This is a genomic window from Pseudidiomarina aestuarii, from assembly GCF_003987355.1.
In the GTDB taxonomy this organism is placed as follows: Bacteria; Pseudomonadota; Gammaproteobacteria; order Enterobacterales; family Alteromonadaceae; genus Pseudidiomarina; species Pseudidiomarina aestuarii.
This window is the reverse complement of record NZ_PIPR01000001.1, coordinates 235115-258376: the sequence shown is the minus strand read 5'-3', so window position 1 is coordinate 258376 and position 23262 is coordinate 235115. Positions and strand designations below refer to the sequence as shown.

Here is a 23262-nt window from a genome sequence, read left to right as displayed (position 1 = left end):
CAATCGGTACTCCATTACTTAAGTTCGTCTGAGGACATTTCTCGGGCTGCGGACAACAGCAAATGTGGAATATCATCAAGTACTGGAAATGCAAGCTTTTCACCCCGACAAACCAGTTCTTGTTGCTCTTCGCGCCATTCCAAGCGGCCTTTGCATTGTGGGCAAACGAGCAAGGCCAACGTTCTTGAATCCAAACTCATACCTATTCCTTACTGCTGTCTGCGTGCTATTGCTGCGTCAATACACTGTTGAAATGCCGACCAAAACTCATCACTAAACTGCGCCTTAACCGGCAAATAATAGCAACGGTCTTGCGCGAATGATTGACACTTTACAGCATCTTTTTCCGTCATCAAGATAGCATCACTATTTGACCACTTGGCAAAATCAGCAAGAGTAAATGGGTGATGATCCGCGAAAGCATGGCAATCACTGACCTGTTGATTCTGTGCTCTCAGAGTGTCAAAGAAACGGCTTGGATTGGCAATCCCGGCAATCGCGACTCGTTCACCAGCCGGCAACTCGGAAACCTCGACCCCATCGCTAACCCGCCGCCAATTGAGCGGGGTTAGTTCAAATCGGTAAGAATGCTCACACCAATGCCTCAAAGCGCCGTCATCACCACCATTCTGAACGACTAAATCAACTTCACTCAAGCGTCGCGCCGACTCTCGCAGTGGTCCCAATGGCAATTGCTTTTGATTCCCCAAGAGCCTCTCACCGTCAACCACAACGAGTTCAATATCGCGTGGCAAGGCATAATGTTGTAAGCCGTCATCACTAACGATAATGGAAATCTGTGGGTCCAGCTCGAGCAAAGTTGCTGCCGCCCGTGAGCGGTCTGGGTCAACCACCATAGTAACGCCTGTCCGCAACACAATAAGACGCGGTTCATCGCCGACTGCAGCGGTTGCTGATTGAGGTGTCACAGGTTGAGGAAAAGGTCCTTTACCACCATAGCCTCGAGCAATGACCCCAGGCCGATGCCCCTGTGTTTGCAACCATTCGACCAGAGCAACCACGGTGGGAGTTTTACCGGCGCCACCGACCGTAAGATTGCCGACGATCACGACTGGAACAGGGAGACCTTCAGGTGGTTTCTGCAAGAAGCGTTGGCGGCGGCGTTGTACCACTAGACGATACAGAACTTGCAGTGGCCACAACAGCCACAGTAAGGGATGCACACCGGAACGATACCAGGCGCGCTGCCACCACATTACTGTTCCTCGCCGCTGAATTGCAGCCGGTAGAGTTGATGATAAGCACCTTGTGATTCGAGCAACTGTTTATGGCTTCCGCGCTCGATAACTTTACCATCTTCAAGTACCAGAATTTCATCAGCACTTTCAATAGTGGATAGTCGATGCGCAATCACAATCGACGTCCGATTTTGCTGTAAACGACTCAGCGCATGTTGAATGTGTCGTTCTGACTCGGTATCCAATGCTGAGGTTGCTTCATCCAAAATAAGAATGGGAGCATCACGCAACAAAGCGCGAGCAATGGCAATTCGTTGTCGCTGACCACCAGAGAGCATCACACCATTTTCACCGACCATCGTATCTAAGCCCAAAGGTAAATTATCGGTAAACTCGGTCACGTAGGCTTGTTCGGCAACTTCTCGAATGCGCTCTGGGCTAATTTTCCCTGACGCACCGTAAGCAATATTGTTCGCAATCGAATCGTTGAACAGAGTCACATGCTGCGACACCACTGCAAATTGGCGCCGAAGACTCTTCAATTTGTAGTCAAAAATATCGACGCCATCGAGCAAGATCACGCCGTCTTGCGGGGTATAAAAACGTGTCAACAAATTGGAAATGGTCGACTTGCCGCTTCCGGAACGCCCAACGAGGGCGAGTGTTTTGCCTTCAGCGACCGAAAAACTAACGTGATCTAAAGCGGGTGAATCTGCTTCGTCATAAGCAAAACAAACATCCCGAAATTCGATATTCCCAGCAACTCGTTCGACGCGGTTTTTCCCTGTGTCCCGCTCGATTTTTTGATCCAGTAGCTCAAAAATACTTTGTGCCGCTGCTATCCCGCGCTGGAAATCACTGTTCACCGTTGTCAATTGCTTCAGCGGTCGCAACAACATAATCATCGCCGTCAGTATGGTTGTGAAACCGCCCGCGGTAAGCTGCGCAAACATCTCTGGGAAACTAGCAAGCACCAACACCATCGACAGACTAAATGAGGCAATTAATTGAATGACCGACGTACTGATGGTCTGCGCATTCACCAGCTTCATATTCTGATTTCGGGTAACATTATTAATGTGTTCGAACCGTTTCGACTCCCGCTTTTGCCCTTCGTACATCACGACCACTTTATGACCATTGAGCATCTGCTCTGCCAATGTCGTGACATTACCCATGGCCGTCTGAATTCGACTCGATACTCGGCGAAAACGCTTGGATACCACAGCCACAACTTTGGCAATGAGTGGCCCAATGATCAGAAATACCAAAGATAGCTGCCAAGAATGATAGAACATCAAGCACAACAACCCGAATACAAACGCCCCTTCTTTGATCAGAATAGAAACGGCTCGACTGCTTGCTTCAGCGACTTGCTGCGTCGTGTAGGTAATCTTCGACAGTAACTCGCCGGTAGAGTGACGATCGTGAAACGATACGGGTAACTTCATCATGTGATCGAAGAGTTGTTGCCGCATGGTTGTCACTACACGGAAACCCACCCAATTTAAGGCGTAGCTGGAGATGAAGTTAAATAGGCCTCGTGCGATGAATATCACCGGCACAAAAATAGCGCCATAAATCATGATTTGGGCATTGCGATCAGTTAACCCATCATCGATCAGCGTTTCAATTTGCGACAAGAAAAACGTATCGACGGCGGCATAGCCGAGCATCCCGATGATGGACACAATAAAGGCAGCTTTATAAGGCTTGATATAGCCCATTAAGCGACGGAAGGTGCGGTCGCGCACTTCTGGATTAAGTTGAGTGTCGTTCATTGACAAGGTCATGATCCGAAAACAATTTCAGCTATTCTATACGTTTTTGCAGGCGACTGGCTAGTTATCCCGATCAAACCAGCCGCCATTTTTCGCCGCCAAGGGTTGCTGAATGCTCCACTGGTACCCATTTGTTCGCAATTGCACTTGTCCTCCCTGCGCTGTATCCATCAATGTTAGCGCGCGTTGTTGGATGCGTTCCCGAACACGTTCGTCAACCATACCGTAAGCATTATTGCGACCACGACTTGCAATGGTGACCGAAGGTCGAACATGGTCGAGGAAATAGGATTCCGATGAACTATTGCTGCCGTGGTGGGCCAGCACTAGCACATCAGCTTGAACTGGAGCGCTGTGCGCCAATAAATTTCGCTCTGCGGCTTGTTCAATGTCACCCGGGAATAGGATGACCAAATCTCGGTAAGTGACTTGAATGACGCAAGAATTATTATTGTGATGATTATTGTAACTGCGCCTTGGATGCAAGACTCGCCACTGCACACCACGCCATTCTCCCGTTTGCCCAGCGATACATAAATGACCATCCGGTGGCGTCCGACCGAACCAACGCACCCGTGGATAGGTTCTTTGAATGGTTGCAAATCCACCACTGTGGTCCAGATCTGTATGACTGATGAACGCTAATTCAGGCGTCAATCGTTGCTGTGCCAAATAGGGTAAAACAATTCGTTCCGCTATATCTGTCCCAGTTGGCCATTTAGCCCCCGTATCAATCAGTAACGCGTATCCTTGTCTTTCGAGTACAGCTGCACTACCTTGCTCCACATCAAGCAAAGTGACGACGAGATTCGAGTCGTAGGTGCGCAAGGTTTGACCGATCGACACTGCTATGAACAACGCGCCGAAGCTGGCAAGCCGCCACCGCCATGCAAGCGGCCATGCAGCCATCAATAGTGCACCGAGCACTGCCCACAGCGGCCAGGTTTCCGCGGTGGTCAACCATTGCCATGAGGTGGTACTGAGCCAATCTAAGAACGGCCACACAATACGAAGCGGCCACTCCGCTAACCACCAGATAAAATGCGTTACTGCTGGAAGCCCAAGCAGCATAAAACACAAACCGACCAGCGCCAGCGGCAATATCCACACGGCAAACACTGGCACCAGCAGGAGATTCGTTAATGGCGCGGCCACCGGCAAACCACCAAACCACAGCAGCATGAATGGCCACAACGCAGCTGTAATCACACATTCTAAACGCCACAAAACTCGCAGTTCGCGCCAAGAGCCGGTGATCCGCGGCCAACGCCAGTGCATCCACAGAATAATACCGACGGCACACACCGACAGCCAAAATCCACTTTTTAAAGGTGCCATAGGCTCAAACACCAGCACCACCGCTACGGTTCGAACTAGCACGCGCCAAACCGACACCCTTTGCGCAAAACGACGATGGAGAACAAAAACCAATACCATCACGAGCGCACGCAACGTGGCGGTCGCAAACCCAGCTAACCACGCATATAGCATCGCTAACAGTACTGCAAACCACCATGCCCAAGTCAGTGAATTAGCCCCATCGCGGCGACTACGACTGCGCGACAACCACCAACGCAAGACTTGTCCAAGCCACAATGCAGCACCGACTAGCAGGGTTAAATGTAGGCCAGAGATGGCAATCAGATGCGCCAAACCGGTTCGCTGAAATACCATCCGATGGGTATCCGTAAGATGTTCCCGTTGGCCCATCACTAAAGCCAACAAAACGCCAAAAAATGGCAAGTCACCCGCGTTGACTTGGAGATCGTCATACAATCGTTGACGCCAAGTCGCAGCCGCGTGGAGTTGCTGTCCATGTCGCACGGTACCGAGTATTTGAATACCCTCAGCGATTAAATAGCGATGATAGAGAAAGCTGCCCTGATTTCGGGGGCCTTGAGGTGCGCGCAGTTTGACTGCCACTAGCCATGTATCGCCCGCGCTTGGTGGTGTGAGGTTTTGCTCAGGTTCATACCAATTCAGACGTGCCATCGGCTTTTGATTGATGGAAGCACCTGACATCTCCGATACGACACCTTCCAATTGCCAATAGTTATCTTCAATGCGAGGGATTTCAGTGATACGAATTTGCAGCGTTACTGTGGTATTGATGGTGGGTTTAGGCAACACGTATTTTAATGCCAAAGTCGCATTGCCAATCCCCCAGGTTATACCGCACAATACCGCCGCTAAACTGGATAGAGCGAAAGCAAGACGTCTCGGGTGAGATTCTGTATAATTCACCCAGCGGATAGATTTCGAATGGACGCAAAACGTCATTCCCAATATGACGAGCGTGCTGACCAACAGGCACAACCACGCATCCCAAGTGGGTGTTGAAGGTAATAAAAATGCCACGGCATAGCCGCATAATAGAGCGCACAACCACCGATCCATGGACGTTGTACCTTCACCTTGTAATAAACTAGGTTAGACATGCCAAAGAAGTTTATGAAAAGTATCATGCCCAGCCACGACAGCATCAAACGCAGTCGGAGCATGAAGATCTTTGGCCGTTTATTGCATGACGCAAATCTGTGGCATCTGAATCGTCGTTCCGCAGCTGGAGCCTTTGCTGTGGGCCTATTCTGTGCGTTTATCCCGGTTCCATTTCAGATGTTTTTAGCTGCTGCCGCAGCCATTCCATTTCGCGTCAATTTACCGCTTTCAGTTGCTATGGTTTGGGTATCGAACCCGATAACCATGCCGCCGTTGTTTTACCTGTGCTACAAACTGGGGGCGTGGATTTTAAGTCAACCACCACAACCGTTTGCTTTTGAACTATCCTGGGCCTGGCTTGGTAGTAGTATCTCGAGTATCGGACCGGCATTTTTATTGGGCTGCTTAATCTTTGCCGTTGTCAGCAGTATTACGGGCTACTTCGCTATTCGAATTCTATGGCGTCAATCGGTGATCGCTGCATGGCAAGAACGCGCAAAACGCATGCGTAAACGCTTGCCGCACCCGAAAGCTAAAGCGAAATCAGATCATCAATCGAGTGATTGAACGATTTCGAGACGCGCTGCTCGCCACGCGGGGTACAGCGTAGCTAATAGACTCATAAGCAGTGCTACTGCCGTAACAATGAGCACATCCTGCCCCTGCAAAGCGACTGGAATCTCCGCTACGAAATACACATCGCTCGCGAGTAAACTCTCGCCAGTCAGGCTTTGCCAACCGGCAAACAAAGCAGGTAGCGAGGCGGTGAGTGTCAGTCCACCCAAAATTCCAAACACAATGCCCCAGAGCCCGTTCAGCAATCCATGCCAGATGAACATTCGTTGCACTGTTGAGGCACGCATCCCCATCGTCCGCAAAATGCCGACTTGTTGCTGCTTATCCTGAACAGTCATGATCAGCGTCGAGACAATATTGAAACACGCTACAGCTAACACTAACGACAACACCACATACATGACTAACCGCACGAGTTGGATATCGCGATATAAGTGACCTTGCGCGCGCATCCAGTGGTCTAAATAGACATGTTCACGAATGGATTGTCCAAGTTCATAAGCTACAGATTGTGCGGCGTAGATATCGCGCACAGAAATTTCGACAGCTGCAGCTGTTTGCTCGAGTCCCGCTAATTCTCTGGCAGTCGCTAAGCTGGTATATGCCAACTGATGATCAACCTGACCACCAAAGGTAAAAGTACCGGCCACCTGCACTTGGATTCGCCGTGGTTGCCGAAAACTGTTCTGTTCAGCAACCAGTAACGTCAGCGTATCGCCTCGGTCCACTTCAAGCTTGGCCGCAAGACCACGGCCGATAATGACCTGCCGTGGTTGCGTCAGTTTTTGCCAACTCTCAGCATCTGTATATTGTTCAATCGGTTGCGATTGATTTAACGCGACGCCTTGTAGTTGCATACCGACAAAATCACTACCTTGCTGCACCATTGCTTGGCTTTTGATAACCGGTCGCGCAGTCTTGACCTGCGGATGAGCCGTAACTTGCTCAACGAGCGCTAGAACATCGTCAAGTTCACCGTCAACAGCAGTAATCTCAATATGTGGAATCAATTGAAGGAAACGATTTTCAAGGAGTTGCGAGAATCCATTCATCACACTGAGCGCCGCAATAAAAACCGTGCAACCCAGCGCTATGCCCAGCGTTGAGGACGCTGAAATAAAACTCAAAAAGCCCTGTGCTGGCCCATCACCGCTCGCGCGGTAGCGACGAAAACGTTGGGCAATTGACCAATCTAAGCGCATCAGTCAGCGTCCACAGTGGCAGTAACGAGTTGCCCATGCTGCAAATGCAACGTGCGGGGAAGTTTCGCGGCTAAGGTTTGATCGTGAGTCACAATCACAAAAGCAGTGTCGAGTTCGGCGTTCAATTGCAACATCAGATCGAAGACTTGGTTTGCTGTGGTGGTATCAAGGTTACCGGTCGGTTCGTCTGCAAGCACCATAGCCGGTTTATTCACTAAGGCTCGCGCTATAGCAACCCGTTGCCGCTCACCACCGGATAATTCACTGGGACGATGATGTTGACGGTTCGCTAAGCCGACTTTGGCGAGCCAGTGTTCCGCCTGTTCAAGGGCCATCGTGCGCTGTTTGCCAGCAATCCAGAGCGGCATGGCGACGTTTTCAAGCGCAGTAAACTCGGGCAACAAATGATGAAACTGATAAATAAATCCGAGTTCTCGGTTACGCCAGTCTGCAAGTTTATTACTCGACCAACGGCTGATCACTTCATTCCGAAACAACACCTCGCCACTGGTTGGTTTATCTAACCCACCGAGTATATGCAACAGTGTGCTTTTCCCAGAACCTGAGCTACCAACAATCGCCATCAGTTCGCCGGCGGCGATACTGAAATTCACGTCTTTGAGTACTGCTAATTGGTGTTGTCCGTCGGCATACACGCGTCCCAACTGTCGACACTCTAGCAGTGGTCCTGAACTAGTTGTAGTCATAGCTTTCCTTATTCATAGCGCAATGCCTGAGCGGGCAAGATACGGCTTGCGCGCCATGCCGGGTAAATCGTGGCAACGATGCTCAATAAGCACGCAGCGGTCAGAATCCAGACTATTTGTTCCACTTCAATAACGACTGGTAGCCCCGTACCCCCCACTAAACTCATGTCGATACCGAGAATAGTGAGGATGTCATTCATCCACCAACTTCCCGCAAGCCCCAGCATTAATCCGACGAGACTACCCATGACACCGTTGTGGATGCCCTGCATTAAAAACACACATTGGATGCCACGCCGCCGCATCCCCATGGTTTGTAAAATCGCGATATCCGCCCGTTTGTCTTGAATCATCATCATGAGCGCCGACACAATATTAAATGCTGCAACCGCAATAATCAGTCCAAGCATCAAACTAACCATACGTTTTTCGAGTGCAACGGCATCAAATAACTCGCCATAGGCTTCACGCCAGCTGAGAGAGGTGAGTCCCGGTTGATTCTCCGCAAACCATCGGCCTAATTGTTGCTGAGCGGACAGTGCCTTAAAGGGGTCATCAAAGTAATAGCGTAACTCAGTCACCTGACTTGTTGCCATCCTCAATAAACGCGCGACATCGGCACCATGTAATAGCAGCAATTGACTATCGGCCTCAGACTGCATGGCCACAATTCCAATCACTGTAAATTGACGTTGCGCAGGGACTAAACCTAGCGGAGTAAATACACCACCGCCTGCGGCAATCAGACGAACACGATCACCTGGCCAGACGTCGAGCTCTTGCGCCAAGGCTTGCCCCAATACAATTTCGTAGTCACCCGCCGTTGGTTCAAAGCGGCCAACCACCAAATGTTCACGTACAGCTGACAACGCCTGTCGACTCTCGGGGTCTGTGGGGAAAATACCTTGCAGTAGTACTGGCCTTAAGCGCCCTTGCGCTTGAATCACGCCCGCTGTCGATACTTGCGGCACTAAGGCTTGTTGACCGGGAATTGCAGGCAGCTCACTGCGCAATTTCTGCCAATGAGATAATGGTTCACGGTCGATTGAACTGACGGTTAGCTGAGGAACAACGCCTAAAATTCTTTGCTTTAACTCAGATTCAAAGCCGTTCATTACTGAACCCACGACAATTAGGGCTGCTGTGCCGACGACAATGCCAGCTAATGCAAACCTATTAATGAAGCGTGTAAAACGTTGGCCATGCCGAGCACGACTAAAACGCCACGCCAGAAGTGTGGGAGCAAACAGTGGCATAAAACCTCAAATGAACAATATCTTGCGCTGCAAGCATAAAGAAAAGCACGCACTGATCCAAGCGCCAAGTTCAGGTATACTTAGCTCTTTCCAACCAATGACCGACTAGAGATGTAACCGGGGCCATGACTCGTACTTCCATTTTGATGCCACCGATGCCGACCGATGCCAGTAAAGACATGACTTGGCAGGAGCTCGCGGGGAGCAGTGCTGCTTTGGCATTAGCTCAACTCATTGAAACGCATTCGGCACCTATTCTGATCGTGACGCCCGATGCTCCACAAGCGCATCGGCTGGAACAAGAAATTCGTTACTTTGCGCCGCAGTGGGCCGACCAAGTATGGTTGTTTCCTGATTGGGAAACCCTCCCCTACGACAGTTTCTCGCCCCATCAAGACATCATTTCCGAACGCTTGAGCGTGCTCGCGAACCTGCCTGGTATGCAACGCGGTGCACTCATTGTCTCGCTGAACACGCTACTGCATCGAATTTCACCTACCGATTACGTTGCGGGTCAAGCCCTACAGATGAAAGTCGGTCAACAGGTTGATGTGCACGGCATGCGACTCAGCCTCGAGCGCGCCGGCTATCGTTATGTCGCGCAGGTTATGGAACACGGTGAATTCAGTGTGCGTGGTTCCATTCTCGATTTATTCCCGATGGGAAGCTCTCAGCCATTTCGGATTGATTTTTTCGATGACGAGATCGACACCATCCGTGGATTTGATCCAGACACGCAATTATCGACTGAACAAGTCGACACGATTAACTTGCTGCCAGCGCATGAATTCCCGACCACGACATCAGCTATTGAAGGGTTCAGAGCACGTTATCGAGAACGATTTGGTGCTTCTAACGAACGCGATTCGGTCTACTATCAAGTTTCTCAAGGGCAGTTTCCCGGCGGGATTGAGTATTACCTACCACTGTTTTTTGACCAGACAGCCAGTTTATTCGACTTCCTCCCCGACCAAACCATGATTGTCACATTCGGTGACTTGCAAGGTAGCCTCGAGCATTTGTGGCACGATATTTCCAGTCGCTATGAATCGCGCCGCTATGACCCGTTACGCCCGCTCCTGCCGCCGCATGATGTATTTCTCACCGTCGACCAGTTGCATAGCGAATGGAAACGGCGCCCACGTATTCGCGCTCAAGTGCCAGCGGATAAGCCTCAGCCGGGACCGCGTAAATTCGGTTTAGAAGCGGTCAGTGAAATTGCTGTGGAGCCACAGCACAAGCAACCACTGCAAAAACTTAGCGACAAACTGAAACAATGGCGCCAAGACCGCTATCGCGTGCTTTTTGTTGTAGAGTCAGCAGGTCGCCGTGAATCCTTGCGTGAACTGCTTGCCCCATTACAACTTGGACTCGAGGAAGTTGATTCCTTTGCCGAATTTATCCAAGCCGAAGCCTTCGCGGCTATGTCAATTGGCCCCGTCGTACACTCTTTTGCATCACCCGCAGAACGCCTGATCGTCATTACCGAAACGGAGTTACTTGGTAACCGTATCGTTCAGCGTCGCCGCCGCGATCAGAAAGCTACCGTCAGTACTGAACACATGGTGCGCAATTTGGCGGAATTGCGGATCGGCCAACCGGTTGTTCATATTGACCATGGTGTCGGGCGGTATCAAGGACTGCAAACTCTCGAAACTGGCGGTGTTACTACCGAATTTGTCACCATTGAATATGCGGGTAACAGTAAGCTCTACGTGCCCGTCGCTGCGCTCCATCTGCTCAGTCGTTATAGCGGTGGCGAAGAGAGTAGCGCACCCTTGCACAAGTTGGGCAACGACCAATGGGAACGCGCCAAACGTAGAGCAGCAGAAAAAATCCGCGATGTCGCAGCCGAACTACTCGATGTTTATGCGCGTCGCGAAGCCAAACCCGGGTATGCATTCCAATTGAACGAAGAGGAATACAAACGTTTCGCGGGTAGTTTTCCGTTTATCGAGACCGACGATCAATTGGATGCGATTGCGCAAGTATTAGCCGACATGGAATCCGATCGCGCTATGGATCGTCTCGTCTGTGGTGATGTTGGTTTCGGTAAAACGGAAGTAGCGATGCGCGCCGCTTTTGTTGCCGCTAATGACGGTAAGCAAATCGCCGTATTGGTCCCAACTACCCTACTGGCACAGCAACATTACGAGAATTTCAAAGACCGTTTTGCCGATTGGCCATTCCGAGTGGAGGTGTTATCGCGATTCCGCAGCGGTAAGCAAACGACCCAAGTGCTTGCAGACCTAAAGGATGGCAAAGTGGATATCGTGATCGGTACCCACAAGTTATTACAAAACGATATTCATTTTCACGACCTTGGTTTGCTGATTGTGGATGAGGAACATCGCTTTGGTGTTCGCCAAAAGGAGGCTATCAAACGGCTTCGTGCTGATGTCGATATTCTAACTCTCACGGCCACACCAATCCCTCGAACCTTAAATATGGCGATGAATGGTGTTCGCGATTTATCCATTATTGCGACCCCACCCGCCAAACGACTGGCAGTGAAAACTTTCGTCCGTGAATATGATGAACCAACCATACGAGAAGCAGTATTACGGGAGATTTTACGTGGCGGCCAAGTCTATTTTCTCCACAACAATGTCGAAACCATTGAAAAAACCGCGCGCGATTTAGAAGCTCTTATTCCAGAGGCTCGTGTGACGATCGCTCACGGGCAAATGCGCGAACGTGACCTCGAGCGCATCATGTCCGATTTTTATCATCAACGCTTCAACGTATTAGTGTGTACGACCATTATTGAAACGGGTATTGATGTACCAACCGCCAACACAATCATTATGGACCGAGCCGATCACCTCGGTTTAGCTCAAATGCATCAACTGCGTGGGCGCGTCGGTCGGTCGCATCATCAAGCCTATGCCTACTTATTAACGCCGCATCCCAAGCGGATGACCAAGGATGCACTGAAGCGCCTTGAGGCTATTTCGCAACTCGAAGATCTGGGCGCTGGATTTATGCTAGCTACCCATGACCTAGAAATTCGTGGTGCCGGTGAACTGCTCGGCGATGATCAAAGTGGTCAAATTGAGAGCATTGGTTTCACCTTGTACATGGAAATGCTGGAGCAAGCGGTGCAAGCCCTACGCGATGGCAAAGAACCTGCATTAGATAGTCTGTTGCGACAACAGAGCGACGTCGATTTGCGCGTGCCTGCATTGCTGCCAGACACCTATATTGCTGATGTGAATACGCGTCTGAGTCTCTACAAACGCATTGCCAGCGCCGATAACTCGCAAGCATTGCGCGAACTACAAGTCGAAATGATCGATCGCTTTGGCTTGCTCCCAGACGCCGTAAAAAATCTGGTGCGTGTCACTGAATTACGTAATCGTGCTGGCCACTTAGGGATCCGCAAAATTGATGGTGGTCCACAGGGCATTACGTTTGAGTTTGATGCAGACACCAAAGTTTCCGTTGAACTATTAATCCAGTTGATTCAGGAACATCCGCAGTATTATCGACTCGAAGGTGCAAACCGTTTACGTATTCTTGAAAAAATCGAAGATACTCAAGCACGGTTGAAACTGGTAGAGTCATTATTAGAAGCTTTTTCTGGAAACTCATAAGCATGCGTCAATCATATGTGCGACAGTTTTGGCGATTGACTGTCACTAGCCTTGCGAGTTTGTCGTTTCTTGCTACGGCAGGTCCCGCGCTAGCTCAGACCAATGGCACCACACAACCCGTCGACCCATCGCAATGGCGGTGGTTTGATGTCGAGGTGCTGATATTTAAACATTCGAATAGTGATGTAACCGAGCAATTCCCGTGGCTACCACCACGTCCGGTTCAAAATGCGCGCAATGATCTATTGACCTCCTACTATGCACCAGACTTTGGTAGCTTCCTGTACGAAACCGATCCTTGCGACTATGACAAGGCGCTAATGAAAGGCGAAGCAATATGGTTATGTCACCAACCCAATGAACTTGATTTAAGCTACAACAAAACATTGACAATGCCGCTTGCTCGTCTCAATCGATTTGATGCTGCGCCGGTTAATGTGGTTGATGGGTTTGGTGGTGAGATGGAGAATTCTCCACGGCCATTTTTACTGCCTGCAACGGACATGGAACTGATTGAGCTACGTGATAACTTAGTGCGTCGAAATGTGGGTAAACCACTTCTGCATCAAGTCGTTCGGCAACCCGTCTTCAACCGTTCCGATAGGTATACATTCCGCGTATTCGGTGGCGCAAACTTCGGCAATCGTTTTGCTGAGGACGGCTATCTATTGCCCCAACCTGACTCCGAGTCACAATTTGCGGAATGGTCTGCTCTTGAGCAACCCGAGCGCCCCTCTTTAGCCCCGCAAGAAGAGTTATTCACACAACTCGAAGAACTACTCCAAATGGCCGATCAGGGTGACTTAGAACTGACCTTGCGTGAGCAAAAGACGCCGCCGCCACCGCCGGCCAACCGGCCTGATGTCATTGAGAAGCAACCCTTGTGGGAACTTGAAGGCTTGCTTCACATCTATTTGGTGGCAAACTACCTGCACATTGAAAGTGACTTACAACTGCGACAACCCGAAACCGTGCGGTTTAGTGCTGGCACCCTAGCCGACCAAGCGCAACTCGCTATTGATGGGCAAGAGCAGACGCAACCTTTCTTGCGGCGCTATGATTTGCAACAATTGCGCCGAGTGATTAGTCATGAGACGCATTATTTTGACCACCCGAAGTTCGGTATCGTAGTGCAGATTCGCCGCACTGATTTGTCAGCGCGACGTTGATTCAAACAGGCAGAAAGATGGAGAAGCACGAAGAATTATTGCTGGCACTGCGGAAAGTTATCCGCGCCACTGACCTCTATTCGAAGCAACTGAATAAGCTCGCGGGGCTCACGGCTCCGCAGTTGCTTATCTTGCGTGAAGTCGCTGCTGCATCCGAGGGTATTACCGCCAGTGCCGTCGCACAAAATATTACGCTCAGCCCGGCAACCGTCAGCAACGTCATCGATCGCCTTGAACATAAACAGTTAATTCGCCGCGAGCGAAGTACGCAAGACCGACGACGCGTCGTACTTTGGTTAACTGCAGCAGGCGCTGAGCGCATGCATGCCGCACCACGCCCTTTACAAGAAGACTTTATTGAGCGTTTCCAAGATTTAGAAGATTGGGAACAATCACAATTATTAGCGGCGATGCAACGCATTGCTGCCATGATGAACGCCGAACGGCTGGATGCAGCTGAAGTTCTTGATGTAGGAAGTTATGTTGAAACACAATCAGACTAGTACTCAATCGAAATTACACTGGCTGTTAGCCAGTTCCGCAGCCATTACCCTTCTGAGTGCCTGCAGTTTTTCGGCAGCACCACCTATTTGTGCCGAATCGACCACACCGATTCATGCGATTCAAGGCAATCAAGCTCAGTCACCGTATCTCGACCAAGTGCTCACGGTTCGGGGCGTGGTCACCGCGAACTTTCAAGGTGAAACAGAGCTTGGTGGCTTTTTTATGCAGAGCCTATCCGAGGATGCAGATAACGATCCTACAACTGCTGAAGGATTATTTGTTACTTATGCCGCCATCGCTTCAAATACACTTGTAAAACCCGGTGAAATAGTCAGTGTAACCGGCACCGTGTCCGAAGATGAACAACTGACTCAGTTGCAACAAGTCACTCAAGTGACTGTTTGCGGTGCTACTGAACAACCCCAAGCTGCAGAACTGTCACTCCCCGTCGAGATTCTGGCTCAGTTTGAGCAGTATGAAGGCATGTTAGTTACGACGAGTTCTTCATTGGTAGTGAATGGTAATTATAACTTGGCACGGCATGGTCAGTTTCAGGCTGCGCCAGAACGTTTATTTACACCCACACAGCGAGTTCAGCCGGGTACAGAAGCGCAACAAGTTTCCGATTACAATAGTCGCAGTCTAATTACGATAGACGACAATCAAGCCCCAAACCCAGAATTGGTTCCCTATCCAGCACCCGCTCTCACTTCAGCTAACAGCTTGCGAGCTGGAACGACTATCAAGCCCGTAACCGGCATATTTAGCGAGTTCAATTCTGATTATCGAATTCAACCAACACAACCCGTCGTGGTTTCTGAATTAGCGCAACGGCCTGCCGCTCCACCGGCACCTGCAACACAAACCATCCGTATTAGCGCATTTAACGTGTTGAATTACTTCAATGGCGAAGGTGAGGAAAAATCGTTTCCAACCGAGCGCGGTGCGAAAAATCCGGCTGCATTTACTTTGCAAGAGGCGAAAATCGTGCAAGCCATCGCAGCCATGAATGCGCATATCGTCGGACTCATGGAAATCGAGAATGATGGTTACGATACGGCAAGCGCAATTGTGCAACTCACCGCGGCTTTGAAAGCGCAAACCGGTCATCCTTGGGAGTTTGTTCGCGCCACGGAATCCGGTCCGTTTGGTTCCGTTCAAATCACCAATGGTCTGCTTTATCGAGCTGATAAAGTGACTCCAGAAGGCTCTGTATTGACTGTAACCGAGTATCCATTCGGCGCTCGCAGTCGGTATCCGCTGATTCAACAGTTCACACCCACGCATAATCAAGAGTCTTTCTTGGTTGCGGTAAATCATTTCAAATCTAAGGGAGGCTGCCCACGCACCGCTGACCCTTTGAATCAAAATAATTCTGACGGACAAGCCTGTTGGAATGGTGTTCGCGTGCAATCGGCGCAACTACTGGCTGATTTTTTGGAGAATGATCCACGTACAGCACGAATAGAAGCACGTGTGCTGCTGGGCGATTTCAATGCCTATGCCCAGGAAGAGCCTATTCAATTGCTCCTGCAACGTGGTTATCACAATCGTGTCGATGTATTTGAACCGAATGGTTATTCTTACGTATTCGCTGGGCAAGCAGGCAGTCTTGATCACCTTTTAGTGTCAACGACCTTGCACAATCGCGTCGTGCGTCAGCACCATTGGTCAATCAATGCCGACGAACCGACAGCACTGCAATATAATCAAGCGATCGATAATCCAGAATGGGTGAGTAACTCGCCGTTTCGCTCGTCTGATCATGACCCGGTGTACGCCGACATTCAGTTTTAGTAAAAGTCTTGTCACAACGTCTTCGTTTCAGGCATCTTGTTGCTAAGAACAAGGAAGAGGACGAAGGCGTTGAGCACAGGATTTGGTAGTGAAATCAGCCCAGACACAATTCGCGCGGCACAAGAGGGTCGACGTGATGCCCAGCGTGTCATCTTCGAAGTGTTTCAACGTCCCGTCTTAACCTTATTACGCGGTCTTTGCAAAGAGCCTGAATTGGCTCGCGACCTGGCACAAGATGTCTTTGTCCAAGCATTTGCAAAGCTAAATCAATTGCGAGAAACCTCCGCTTTTGGCGGTTGGCTAAAGCAATTGACGCTCAACACCGCGTTTGCCTATTTTCGGCGACCCACAAATCAGAACCATAGTCTTGAGGACGAAGCTGAGAGTGAGTCGGTTGACTGGCATAGCCAAGCGGATTGGCTCAGTCGAGTCGATGATATTGAAGCATTATTCAGCGTGTTAAGTGATGAAGAACGTCTCATCGTCTGGTTGTTTGTGGTTGAAGATTACTCGCATCAAGAATTAGCAGAACAGTTTGCTATTTCAGCAACAGCGGTTCGACAACGATATCATCGGGCGCTACAGAAATTGAAAGATAGGAGTCAATCATGACCTTACCATCAACGCCAAAGAGTCCAGCGGAACAAGCGTTGAAAGCACGTCTTGAAGCTTGGGTGGACCAAGAGCAATCGGAGCTAACTTTGCGTTGGCAAGATGTTCAGCCACAGTCAGCTTTGGCGAAACAACGTCGCTGGTTATGGTTCGCGCCTGTCGCAACAGCTGCTGCGGTCGCTTGGTTTGTGTTGGCACCTATGACGCCCACAGCGCCTGCTTTGGAACCCGTGCCACCGATGTTATTAGCCGATAATTATGCGTTAGATGCGCTCGATCAGCGTATTCAGCAAGCTTATTTAAATGGTGCAGAGCCTCAGCAAATTGATCAACTTTGGCAAGAACGCGAATATTTGCAAGCGAAGGAGCAAATTTTATGAAGCCATTCTCTCGTATCACTCTCGGCATATTAACCGCCCTGACCTTTAGCAATGCGCTGGTAGTTACTGCTGCTCAAGCGGTAGAGCCGCAAGAGGACCGAGCTCGTGAAATGGCACGTTCAGCTGCCGTGGAAGCTGCTAAGTCTGGCGGTAAAAATGACACTGTCGTGCTCGAAGAGCCAGCCCGTAGTTATTTTGAATGGGGTGCTATCGTACGCCCCGATGGAGAAATCCTTAGCGTTCGTCCAGGAACCGTTGCGGCGGATATGGGAGTCGAAGCAGGCGACCACCTCACGCATATCAACGGCACTTCGGTCGAGCGAGAATCATTACAGACCATTCTGCAAATGTTTGATGACCTGGAGCATGGTCGCACCTTCAACATTACAATTGAGCGTGATGACAAAAGTTTGACGCTCGAGAGTATCGTCCGTGCGACGGTGGTGCCTGGTTGGCGCCTTGAGGTTGACTCAACTTTCGAAGAAACGGCTCATGCTATTCAAAACGCGACTGCGTGTGGACGCGTGAGTATATTTCTGCAGCCGCCAGTGACGCGAGATTATTACCCGGCGTTTATCAACACAATCAATGGCGAAGATACGCGCATCAAGAATCCAGTGATTAAGTTGGGAGTTGGTGAGCACATTATTGGTCTTCATGAAAAGATCGGTGACCCACGGGCAACCCGTTCACCCAGCTTACGGACCGAAAAGTTGCTCCGCTTAGTTGTTGAACCCAACAAGAAGTATCACTTAGCGGCACATTTTATTGCCGACAAACGCTATGACCGAGTGAATGCAGGGTATTGGGAACCGATTGTTTGGAAAGTCACTGAACACAGTTGTGACCCGAACGATTAAAAAAACAGCCAGCTTCAAGCTGGCTGTTTTCATTTCAGTACGAGTTAACTCGACTTTTTCTCAAGAAGATTGAGTGACTTACCGATTTTGATTTGTTTTGGCTTCATGGCCTCGGGAACGATTTTCTCGAGCCCAATGGTCAATAAGCCATTTTTCATTTCGGCGCCAATCACTTCGACATGATCAGCTAGATTGAATTTCCGCTCAAAGCTGCGAAACGCCACTCCTTTGTGTAAATAGTGACGCTCTTCTTGCTCGTCAGCTTTCTTGCCCTGCACTTTGAGGACACCGTTCTCAACTTCGATGCTCAGTTCATCTTCTTCAAAACCAGCAACCGCGAGAGTAATAGCGTAGCGATTCTCATCAATCACTTCGATGTTGTAAGGAGGATAACCTCCGGCACCATTACCATCTGCGCGCATTGCTGCATCGAGTAAACGAGCCATACGGTCAAAACCAATCGAACTACGGTATAAAGGGGATAAATCAATTGTTGCCATCATCATTCTCCTAAGAAGCAATAATTTAAGTAGCCAAGACTCTCTTGGAGACATCTTGGTACTCATTATTTGTGGCTGCTTGATTCACATTTCAAGTGTGCCGACTCGAAATTTCAATACTGCTTCAGAGCCCATATTGTCACTGCATTGTCACGCAGCTGTGCTAGGATAATCGCACTTATTTTGACGTGGACATTTTGACGAGGAATTAGTCATGAAATCCAGAACTCTCGTGGCCTTAGCAATAGCAGCTGCCATCAGCACTGCCAGTTGCGCCACCACCGAAGCACCCTCAGAAGCGGCTGCCGACACGACACCACCAAACATCATTTTCATGATTGGTGATGGCATGGGGTTTGAATATATTTCGGCTTACCGCTATGCCATGAGCGAACTCGGTGCTGACAAACTTGCTTCAACACCGTTCGATGATTTGTTGGTCGGTGCAGCAACCACCTATCCGGATGATGACACTTGGGTAACCGACTCAGCGTCTAGTGCTACAGCGTTAGCAACCGGCATTAAGAGCTACAACGGCGCCATCGGCATGGATGCCAATAAACATCCGCAGCAAACACTCATGGAATTGGCTCGCCAAAATGGTTGGCTTACTGGCGCTGTATCTACGTCACAAGTGACACACGCGACCCCAGCTTCGTTCTTCACCCACCATCCGTCACGCAATATGTATCATCAAATTGCCGATTCCATGGCAACACCGATTGCGGACGGACAATGGAGCTTTGATGTCATGCTGGGTGGTGGTTATGCACACTTTAACCGTGACGACAAAAACTGGTTACCGGAACTCGAAGCGCAAGGCATGACCATAGTGACTGAGTTTGAGGAACTGCCTGAAGTTCAGCAATTACCGGCCATGGGCCTATTCGCACCCATTGGCTTACCACACGCGATTGACGATGAACCACGGCTGGCAAGCATGACCGAACACGCACTCCGACTGCTGACAGAACAGCAGACGGAGGGACAGCCTTTCGCCTTGATGATCGAGGGGAGTCAAATTGATTGGTGTGGTCATGCGAATGATATTGCGTGCGCGGTGCATGAAATGGCTGATTTTGCTGCTGCCATCGAGGTTGTCAAAGCCTATCAAGCAGAGCATCCCAACACTTTATTGGTGATTACAGCCGATCATTCGACTGGCGGTTTAACATTGGGACAGGGTGGTGAGTACGCGTGGTACTCGGAGCGTGTAATGGGTATACAAAACTCCCTCGCGTTTCTCACAGAACGACTACTCGAAATGCCTCGTGCTCAATGGCGAGAGTACTTACAACCGCGATTGAATCTCGACTTTAGCGATGAAGATTGGCAGCAATTGATTGAAGCTGAGTTGCCTGATTCTGAGCGTGCTCGTGATCAGCAATATGCTTTAGGTGCTGTATTAGTACCGCTGATTAGCAAGCATACACGAACGGGTTGGACGACAACCGGTCACACCGCTGTTGATGTGCCGGTTCTCGCAGTAGGCCCGTACGCTGAGCAACTGCGCGGTTATCAAGACCACACAGATATTGCCAAAGTGTTACTCAATATCGTGAAGTAACCCATGAAGGGCTGGCACTATGCGTGCCAGCCTAGCTCTCTCGCTCGCTTTGCAGCTAACTCAGGCACGTCAGTTTGCACGAAATGATGGTGCAAAATTTGTACCCCTAACATGTGATTAATCACCGCATCCAATTGAACTTTTTCATCAATCGGAACCGTTTCATCTTCATGTTTGGCAAAAGTGGCTTGGACCATCTCGTAGTCCAACAAACCGGCTTGAGTGACCGGCTCTTCAGACAAAAACTGCTCCGCTAATTTTAGAACAGCTTGCCATTTCTTCGGATCCGTATGCGCCGGCGGGGCCATAAATGCAAACTTCTCGCGCTTATACAACGTTTCCGGGAGCAACCCCTTCATCGCCTCACGCAGCACATATTTCTCTTTATTACCTTTGATCCGTAAATGTGGCGGAACGGTGAACGCATACTCAGCCAAATGATGATCCAAAAACGCCGGCCTCGCTTCCATTGAGTTTGCCATATCTACTCGGTCGCCACCCCAAGTCAGAATTTGCCCTTCCAACATTGTTTTGATCCACACATACTGCGCTCGATCGAGCGGGTGCCTACCCTTAAGCATTTCTTCATCGAGGGTTGCTGCAATAGCCGAGCCTGGGTCGTAATCTTCCACATCAGCGCGCCGCTCAGCCGCTATCAAAGGCAGTGCGACATCAGCACAGGATAACCATGGCTGGACACAACTTGGGGTGAAACCCATCTTGGCGTTAAAAGCTGGACTGACAAACTCTTCACGCGCCAACATAGCGCCCTTAAAGAGCTTATTGTTCTTCTCCAGCAGCTCTTGCCACGCTTTGCGCTCACTGTCAGGAAGGTGGTCTAAGCCATGTAAAAACATGTCTTTACGGAATGCTGGATAGCCTGCAAATAATTCGTCCGAGCCTTCGCCCGTCAACACCACTTTATAGTTCACATCATGAACTTGCTGACTCATCAAATATTTTGCCACGCCCAGAGTGTTGTATATGGTGCGTTCCGTATGCCAAATCGTTTTGACAAAATGATCATACAGATCATCGGCTTTGAGTCGCATGATGTGATGATCCGCACCGGTGGCCTCCGCCATTTCTTGGGCAATGGGTGTCTCATCATAGTCACTGGAATCAAAGCCAATGGTAAAGGCTTTCACGGAGGTCTGTGTAGACGCTGCAGATAGCCCTAGAATCGCACACGAATCAATCCCGCCAGAGAGGTAGCAACCGACCGGAACATCGGCTGTTAAGCGATGCTGAACGGCTTCTAATAGATGTTTACGTACCCCTTCAATGTAGGGTGTTTCATCAACTTCATCGCCCGGGTACTCATGCGCTAAAGGAAATTTCACATCCCAATACTTACTGGTTTCGATCGCCAATTTGCCCTGCTTTCGGGTCACTTTCACCACATGCCCTGGTGCCACCTGATGAATGCCCTCAAACGCAGTTGAGCCCGGCACCATAACTTGAATAAGCTGATGCAGAAGACCTTCGGTTGAAAACTCACGTTTGACATCAGGATGTGCGAACAACACCTTCAATTCCGACCCAAATACCAATCCGTTGTCGGTTTCGGTGTAATACAACGGTTTGATACCGAAACGGTCCCGCACCAGATACAACGCATCTTCATCACGATCAAATAACGCAAAAGCAAACTCGCCGCGTAATTCTTTCAGTGTTGCTTCCAATCCCACGCGCTCGAATAAGTGCAAAACAATTTCAGAGTCGCTTTTGGTACGAAACCGAGCACCCTGAGCCGTCAGGTCCGCGCGGATCCGCTTAAAATCATAAAATTCGCCGTTGTGAGCCAACAGTAATCGATCGTTGGCCGAACGAAATGGCTGCCGTGCACGATCTTCATCTAAATCAATAATCGACAAGCGTGCATGACTAAACCCAACACCACAGTCCTCCATACGGTCATAACCGAAACCGTCGGGTCCACGGTGATGCATAATAGCGGCCATATTGACGAGCGTTTGCGCCTCAATAGCAGCATTCGGTTGCTGCTGAAAAACACCTGCAATTCCACACATAAATTCGTCTCCTTACTGCTTAAACGACGTCAATAACACGCTCTGCGCGCTCGACCATACAAGTGAGTAACGCCATTCTGAGGAATACGGCACCGCGCGCTTGGCTGAAATACCAATTGTGGGCGGTATGATCTAAATCGGTTGCTAATTCTTCGCCACGCGCCAACGGGTGGAGAATAATTGCGTTTTCTTTCAGAGGTGACTGCGCGTTCAAATGAAACTTGCTGCCATAAGTATTGAAGGTATCGCCTTCCCAAGAAATCGCATTAATGTAAACCACATCCAAGGTCGGTAAACACGCATCCAAGTCGGTTGATGTCGTGATTTTTAATCCGCGACTTTCTAGTTCTTCACGCTGCCCTGGCCCGAATAGTTCGGTCTCACTCGCGCTATCGTGAATCACCACCACTTCGCTCACTGCATGCGGAAATACCGACAAGCACTTCAGGAAACTGCGAACCGTGCGCATTTTGTTTGGAACACCAATAATACCCAGCTTGATCGAGGTGTTATTAGCAGGATCAATCAATTCCGGGCACCATTTAAAAATGGCGTACATATCCGATAGCGCTTGTGTTGGATGTTCGTCCACACCGTTACCGGCATTAATAATTGGGATCCGCAATGCGTCCATCATCTCAAACAGCGAGCTTTCTTGGGTATCCCGCAACACGACACAGTCACCGTAGTTGTTAAACATTTCCGCGACATCGGCTAAGCATTCGCCTTTCGCAATTCCAGTGGTAGACCTATCGGTAATAGACATAATATCGCCACCAAGACGATGCCATGCACTCTCAAAGGAGAGTCGCGTGCGGGTGCTCGGCTCGTAGAATGCACTAATCAAAATTTTATTCTGCAACGGGGAGCTAAACCGCTTTGGGTTACTCTCTATTTTCGCAGCCAAACGAAAGAGTTGTTTCATGGTTTCTTGATTAAACTGATCACCAGAAACAATGTGCTGATTGGCTAATTGCACCAAGTAATCACCATCCTCTTGGATAGCTCGTAGCAGGGCTTTCGGATGCGCATCACCATAGACATCCGGACGCTCTCGCTCAAACGAAACGTCATTTACGTTCAT

Annotated in this window: 19 protein-coding genes; 9 read left to right on the top strand and 10 right to left on the bottom strand. The window is 49.7% G+C overall.

The window, feature by feature from the left end:
* Positions 1-14: 14 nt before the first annotated feature.
* The 4 genes from CWE22_RS01160 to CWE22_RS01145 are packed head-to-tail and all read right to left on the bottom strand — an operon-like array spanning position 15 to position 5377.
* Positions 15-200 (bottom strand): Trm112 family protein, encoded by a 186-nt coding sequence (locus tag CWE22_RS01160; RefSeq protein ID WP_169929573.1) that lies wholly within the window; start codon positions 198-200, stop codon positions 15-17.
* Positions 201-209: 9 nt separating this feature from the next.
* On the bottom strand, positions 210-1217 hold the full coding sequence (gene lpxK, locus CWE22_RS01155; RefSeq protein WP_169929572.1) for a tetraacyldisaccharide 4'-kinase: 1008 nt from the start codon (positions 1215-1217) through the stop codon (positions 210-212).
* Complete coding sequence (gene msbA, locus CWE22_RS01150) at positions 1217-2980, bottom strand: lipid A export permease/ATP-binding protein MsbA (RefSeq protein WP_169929571.1); 1764 nt, start codon at positions 2978-2980, stop codon at positions 1217-1219. Before msbA ends, lpxK begins: the two co-directional genes overlap by 1 nt.
* A gap of 60 nt (positions 2981-3040) precedes the next feature.
* On the bottom strand, positions 3041-5377 hold the full coding sequence (locus tag CWE22_RS01145) for a DNA internalization-related competence protein ComEC/Rec2 (protein ID WP_169929570.1): 2337 nt from the start codon (positions 5375-5377) through the stop codon (positions 3041-3043).
* A gap of 39 nt (positions 5378-5416) precedes the next feature.
* Here CWE22_RS01145 and CWE22_RS01140 point away from each other — a divergent pair, with 39 nt between their 5' ends.
* A complete protein-coding gene (locus CWE22_RS01140) occupies positions 5417-5986 on the top strand; it encodes a DUF2062 domain-containing protein (protein WP_169929569.1) in 570 nt (189 codons plus the stop codon).
* On the opposite strand, the gene CWE22_RS01135 is transcribed toward CWE22_RS01140, so the two are convergent.
* From CWE22_RS01135 to CWE22_RS01125, 3 genes are read right to left on the bottom strand one after another with little or no spacing between them, the layout of a single operon-like run.
* Positions 5971-7197 carry a lipoprotein-releasing ABC transporter permease subunit gene (locus CWE22_RS01135; RefSeq protein WP_169929568.1) on the bottom strand — a complete coding sequence of 409 codons (1227 nt, stop codon included), beginning with the start codon at positions 7195-7197 and terminating at the stop codon, positions 5971-5973. The genes CWE22_RS01140 and CWE22_RS01135 overlap by 16 nt on opposite strands.
* Entirely contained in the window at positions 7197-7904 is a 708-nt protein-coding gene (lolD, locus tag CWE22_RS01130) for a lipoprotein-releasing ABC transporter ATP-binding protein LolD (RefSeq protein WP_169929567.1), read from the bottom strand. The genes CWE22_RS01135 and lolD overlap by 1 nt, the downstream gene beginning before the upstream one ends.
* Positions 7905-7912: 8 nt before the next feature.
* Complete coding sequence (locus tag CWE22_RS01125; RefSeq protein WP_169929566.1) at positions 7913-9160, bottom strand: lipoprotein-releasing ABC transporter permease subunit; 1248 nt, start codon at positions 9158-9160, stop codon at positions 7913-7915.
* Positions 9161-9285: 125 nt separating this feature from the next.
* On the opposite strand from CWE22_RS01125, the gene mfd reads away from it, so the two are divergent.
* From mfd to CWE22_RS01090, 7 genes are all read left to right on the top strand, one after another.
* Complete coding sequence (gene mfd, locus CWE22_RS01120) at positions 9286-12756, top strand: transcription-repair coupling factor (RefSeq protein WP_169929565.1); 3471 nt, start codon at positions 9286-9288, stop codon at positions 12754-12756.
* A 2-nt stretch (positions 12757-12758) separates the two neighbouring features.
* The gene (locus CWE22_RS01115) at positions 12759-13925 is read left to right on the top strand and encodes a CsiV family protein (RefSeq protein ID WP_169929564.1); all 1167 of its coding nucleotides are present in this window, start codon (positions 12759-12761) and stop codon (positions 13923-13925) included.
* 17 nt (positions 13926-13942) lie between these two features.
* Positions 13943-14428: a MarR family winged helix-turn-helix transcriptional regulator gene (locus tag CWE22_RS01110; protein ID WP_169929563.1), complete on the top strand. Its 486-nt coding sequence runs from the start codon at positions 13943-13945 to the stop codon at positions 14426-14428.
* Positions 14406-16226 (top strand): ExeM/NucH family extracellular endonuclease, encoded by a 1821-nt coding sequence (locus CWE22_RS01105; RefSeq protein WP_169929562.1) that lies wholly within the window; start codon positions 14406-14408, stop codon positions 16224-16226. Before CWE22_RS01110 ends, CWE22_RS01105 begins: the two co-directional genes overlap by 23 nt.
* 69 nt (positions 16227-16295) lie before the next feature.
* A complete protein-coding gene (locus CWE22_RS01100; RefSeq protein ID WP_169929561.1) occupies positions 16296-16838 on the top strand; it encodes an RNA polymerase sigma factor in 543 nt (180 codons plus the stop codon).
* The gene (locus CWE22_RS01095; RefSeq protein ID WP_169929560.1) at positions 16835-17218 is read left to right on the top strand and encodes a hypothetical protein; all 384 of its coding nucleotides are present in this window, start codon (positions 16835-16837) and stop codon (positions 17216-17218) included. The genes CWE22_RS01100 and CWE22_RS01095 overlap by 4 nt, the downstream gene beginning before the upstream one ends.
* A complete protein-coding gene (locus tag CWE22_RS01090) occupies positions 17215-18078 on the top strand; it encodes a PDZ domain-containing protein (protein WP_169929559.1) in 864 nt (287 codons plus the stop codon). Before CWE22_RS01095 ends, CWE22_RS01090 begins: the two co-directional genes overlap by 4 nt.
* Before the next feature lie 44 nt (positions 18079-18122).
* On the opposite strand, the gene CWE22_RS01085 is transcribed toward CWE22_RS01090, so the two are convergent.
* Positions 18123-18578: an Hsp20 family protein gene (locus CWE22_RS01085; RefSeq protein WP_169929558.1), complete on the bottom strand. Its 456-nt coding sequence runs from the start codon at positions 18576-18578 to the stop codon at positions 18123-18125.
* A 214-nt stretch (positions 18579-18792) separates the two neighbouring features.
* Between CWE22_RS01085 and CWE22_RS01080 the strand changes: the two genes are divergently transcribed.
* Positions 18793-20145 carry an alkaline phosphatase gene (locus tag CWE22_RS01080; RefSeq protein WP_169929557.1) on the top strand — a complete coding sequence of 451 codons (1353 nt, stop codon included), beginning with the start codon at positions 18793-18795 and terminating at the stop codon, positions 20143-20145.
* Positions 20146-20162: 17 nt separating this feature from the next.
* On the opposite strand, the gene asnB is transcribed toward CWE22_RS01080, so the two are convergent.
* A complete protein-coding gene (gene asnB / locus CWE22_RS01075) occupies positions 20163-22178 on the bottom strand; it encodes an asparagine synthase (glutamine-hydrolyzing) (RefSeq protein ID WP_169929556.1) in 2016 nt (671 codons plus the stop codon).
* A 19-nt stretch (positions 22179-22197) separates the two neighbouring features.
* Entirely contained in the window at positions 22198-23262 is a 1065-nt protein-coding gene (locus CWE22_RS01070) for an aspartate/ornithine carbamoyltransferase family protein (RefSeq protein ID WP_169929555.1), read from the bottom strand.

Excerpts from the sequence above, each read along its gene's own strand:
- CWE22_RS01095 (WP_169929560.1), top strand. The coding sequence starts at position 16,835 with ATGACCTTACCATCAACGCCAAAGAGTCCAGCGGAACAAGCGTTGAAA.
- CWE22_RS01070 (WP_169929555.1), bottom strand. The coding sequence starts at position 23,262 with ATGAACGTAAATGACGTTTCGTTTGAGCGAGAGCGTCCGGATGTCTAT.
- CWE22_RS01115 (WP_169929564.1), top strand. The coding sequence starts at position 12,759 with ATGCGTCAATCATATGTGCGACAGTTTTGGCGATTGACTGTCACTAGC.
- CWE22_RS01135 (WP_169929568.1), bottom strand. The coding sequence starts at position 7,197 with ATGCGCTTAGATTGGTCAATTGCCCAACGTTTTCGTCGCTACCGCGCG.
- msbA (WP_169929571.1), bottom strand. The coding sequence starts at position 2,980 with ATGAACGACACTCAACTTAATCCAGAAGTGCGCGACCGCACCTTCCGT.
- CWE22_RS01080 (WP_169929557.1), top strand. The coding sequence starts at position 18,793 with ATGAAATCCAGAACTCTCGTGGCCTTAGCAATAGCAGCTGCCATCAGC.
- mfd (WP_169929565.1), top strand. The coding sequence starts at position 9,286 with ATGACTCGTACTTCCATTTTGATGCCACCGATGCCGACCGATGCCAGT.
- lpxK (WP_169929572.1), bottom strand. The coding sequence starts at position 1,217 with ATGTGGTGGCAGCGCGCCTGGTATCGTTCCGGTGTGCATCCCTTACTG.
- CWE22_RS01145 (WP_169929570.1), bottom strand. The coding sequence starts at position 5,377 with ATGGATCGGTGGTTGTGCGCTCTATTATGCGGCTATGCCGTGGCATTT.
- CWE22_RS01160 (WP_169929573.1), bottom strand. The coding sequence starts at position 200 with ATGAGTTTGGATTCAAGAACGTTGGCCTTGCTCGTTTGCCCACAATGC.
- CWE22_RS01105 (WP_169929562.1), top strand. The coding sequence starts at position 14,406 with ATGTTGAAACACAATCAGACTAGTACTCAATCGAAATTACACTGGCTG.
- CWE22_RS01085 (WP_169929558.1), bottom strand. The coding sequence starts at position 18,578 with ATGGCAACAATTGATTTATCCCCTTTATACCGTAGTTCGATTGGTTTT.
- CWE22_RS01140 (WP_169929569.1), top strand. The coding sequence starts at position 5,417 with ATGCCAAAGAAGTTTATGAAAAGTATCATGCCCAGCCACGACAGCATC.
- CWE22_RS01110 (WP_169929563.1), top strand. The coding sequence starts at position 13,943 with ATGGAGAAGCACGAAGAATTATTGCTGGCACTGCGGAAAGTTATCCGC.
- CWE22_RS01090 (WP_169929559.1), top strand. The coding sequence starts at position 17,215 with ATGAAGCCATTCTCTCGTATCACTCTCGGCATATTAACCGCCCTGACC.
- lolD (WP_169929567.1), bottom strand. The coding sequence starts at position 7,904 with ATGACTACAACTAGTTCAGGACCACTGCTAGAGTGTCGACAGTTGGGA.
- asnB (WP_169929556.1), bottom strand. The coding sequence starts at position 22,178 with ATGTGTGGAATTGCAGGTGTTTTTCAGCAGCAACCGAATGCTGCTATT.
- CWE22_RS01125 (WP_169929566.1), bottom strand. The coding sequence starts at position 9,160 with ATGCCACTGTTTGCTCCCACACTTCTGGCGTGGCGTTTTAGTCGTGCT.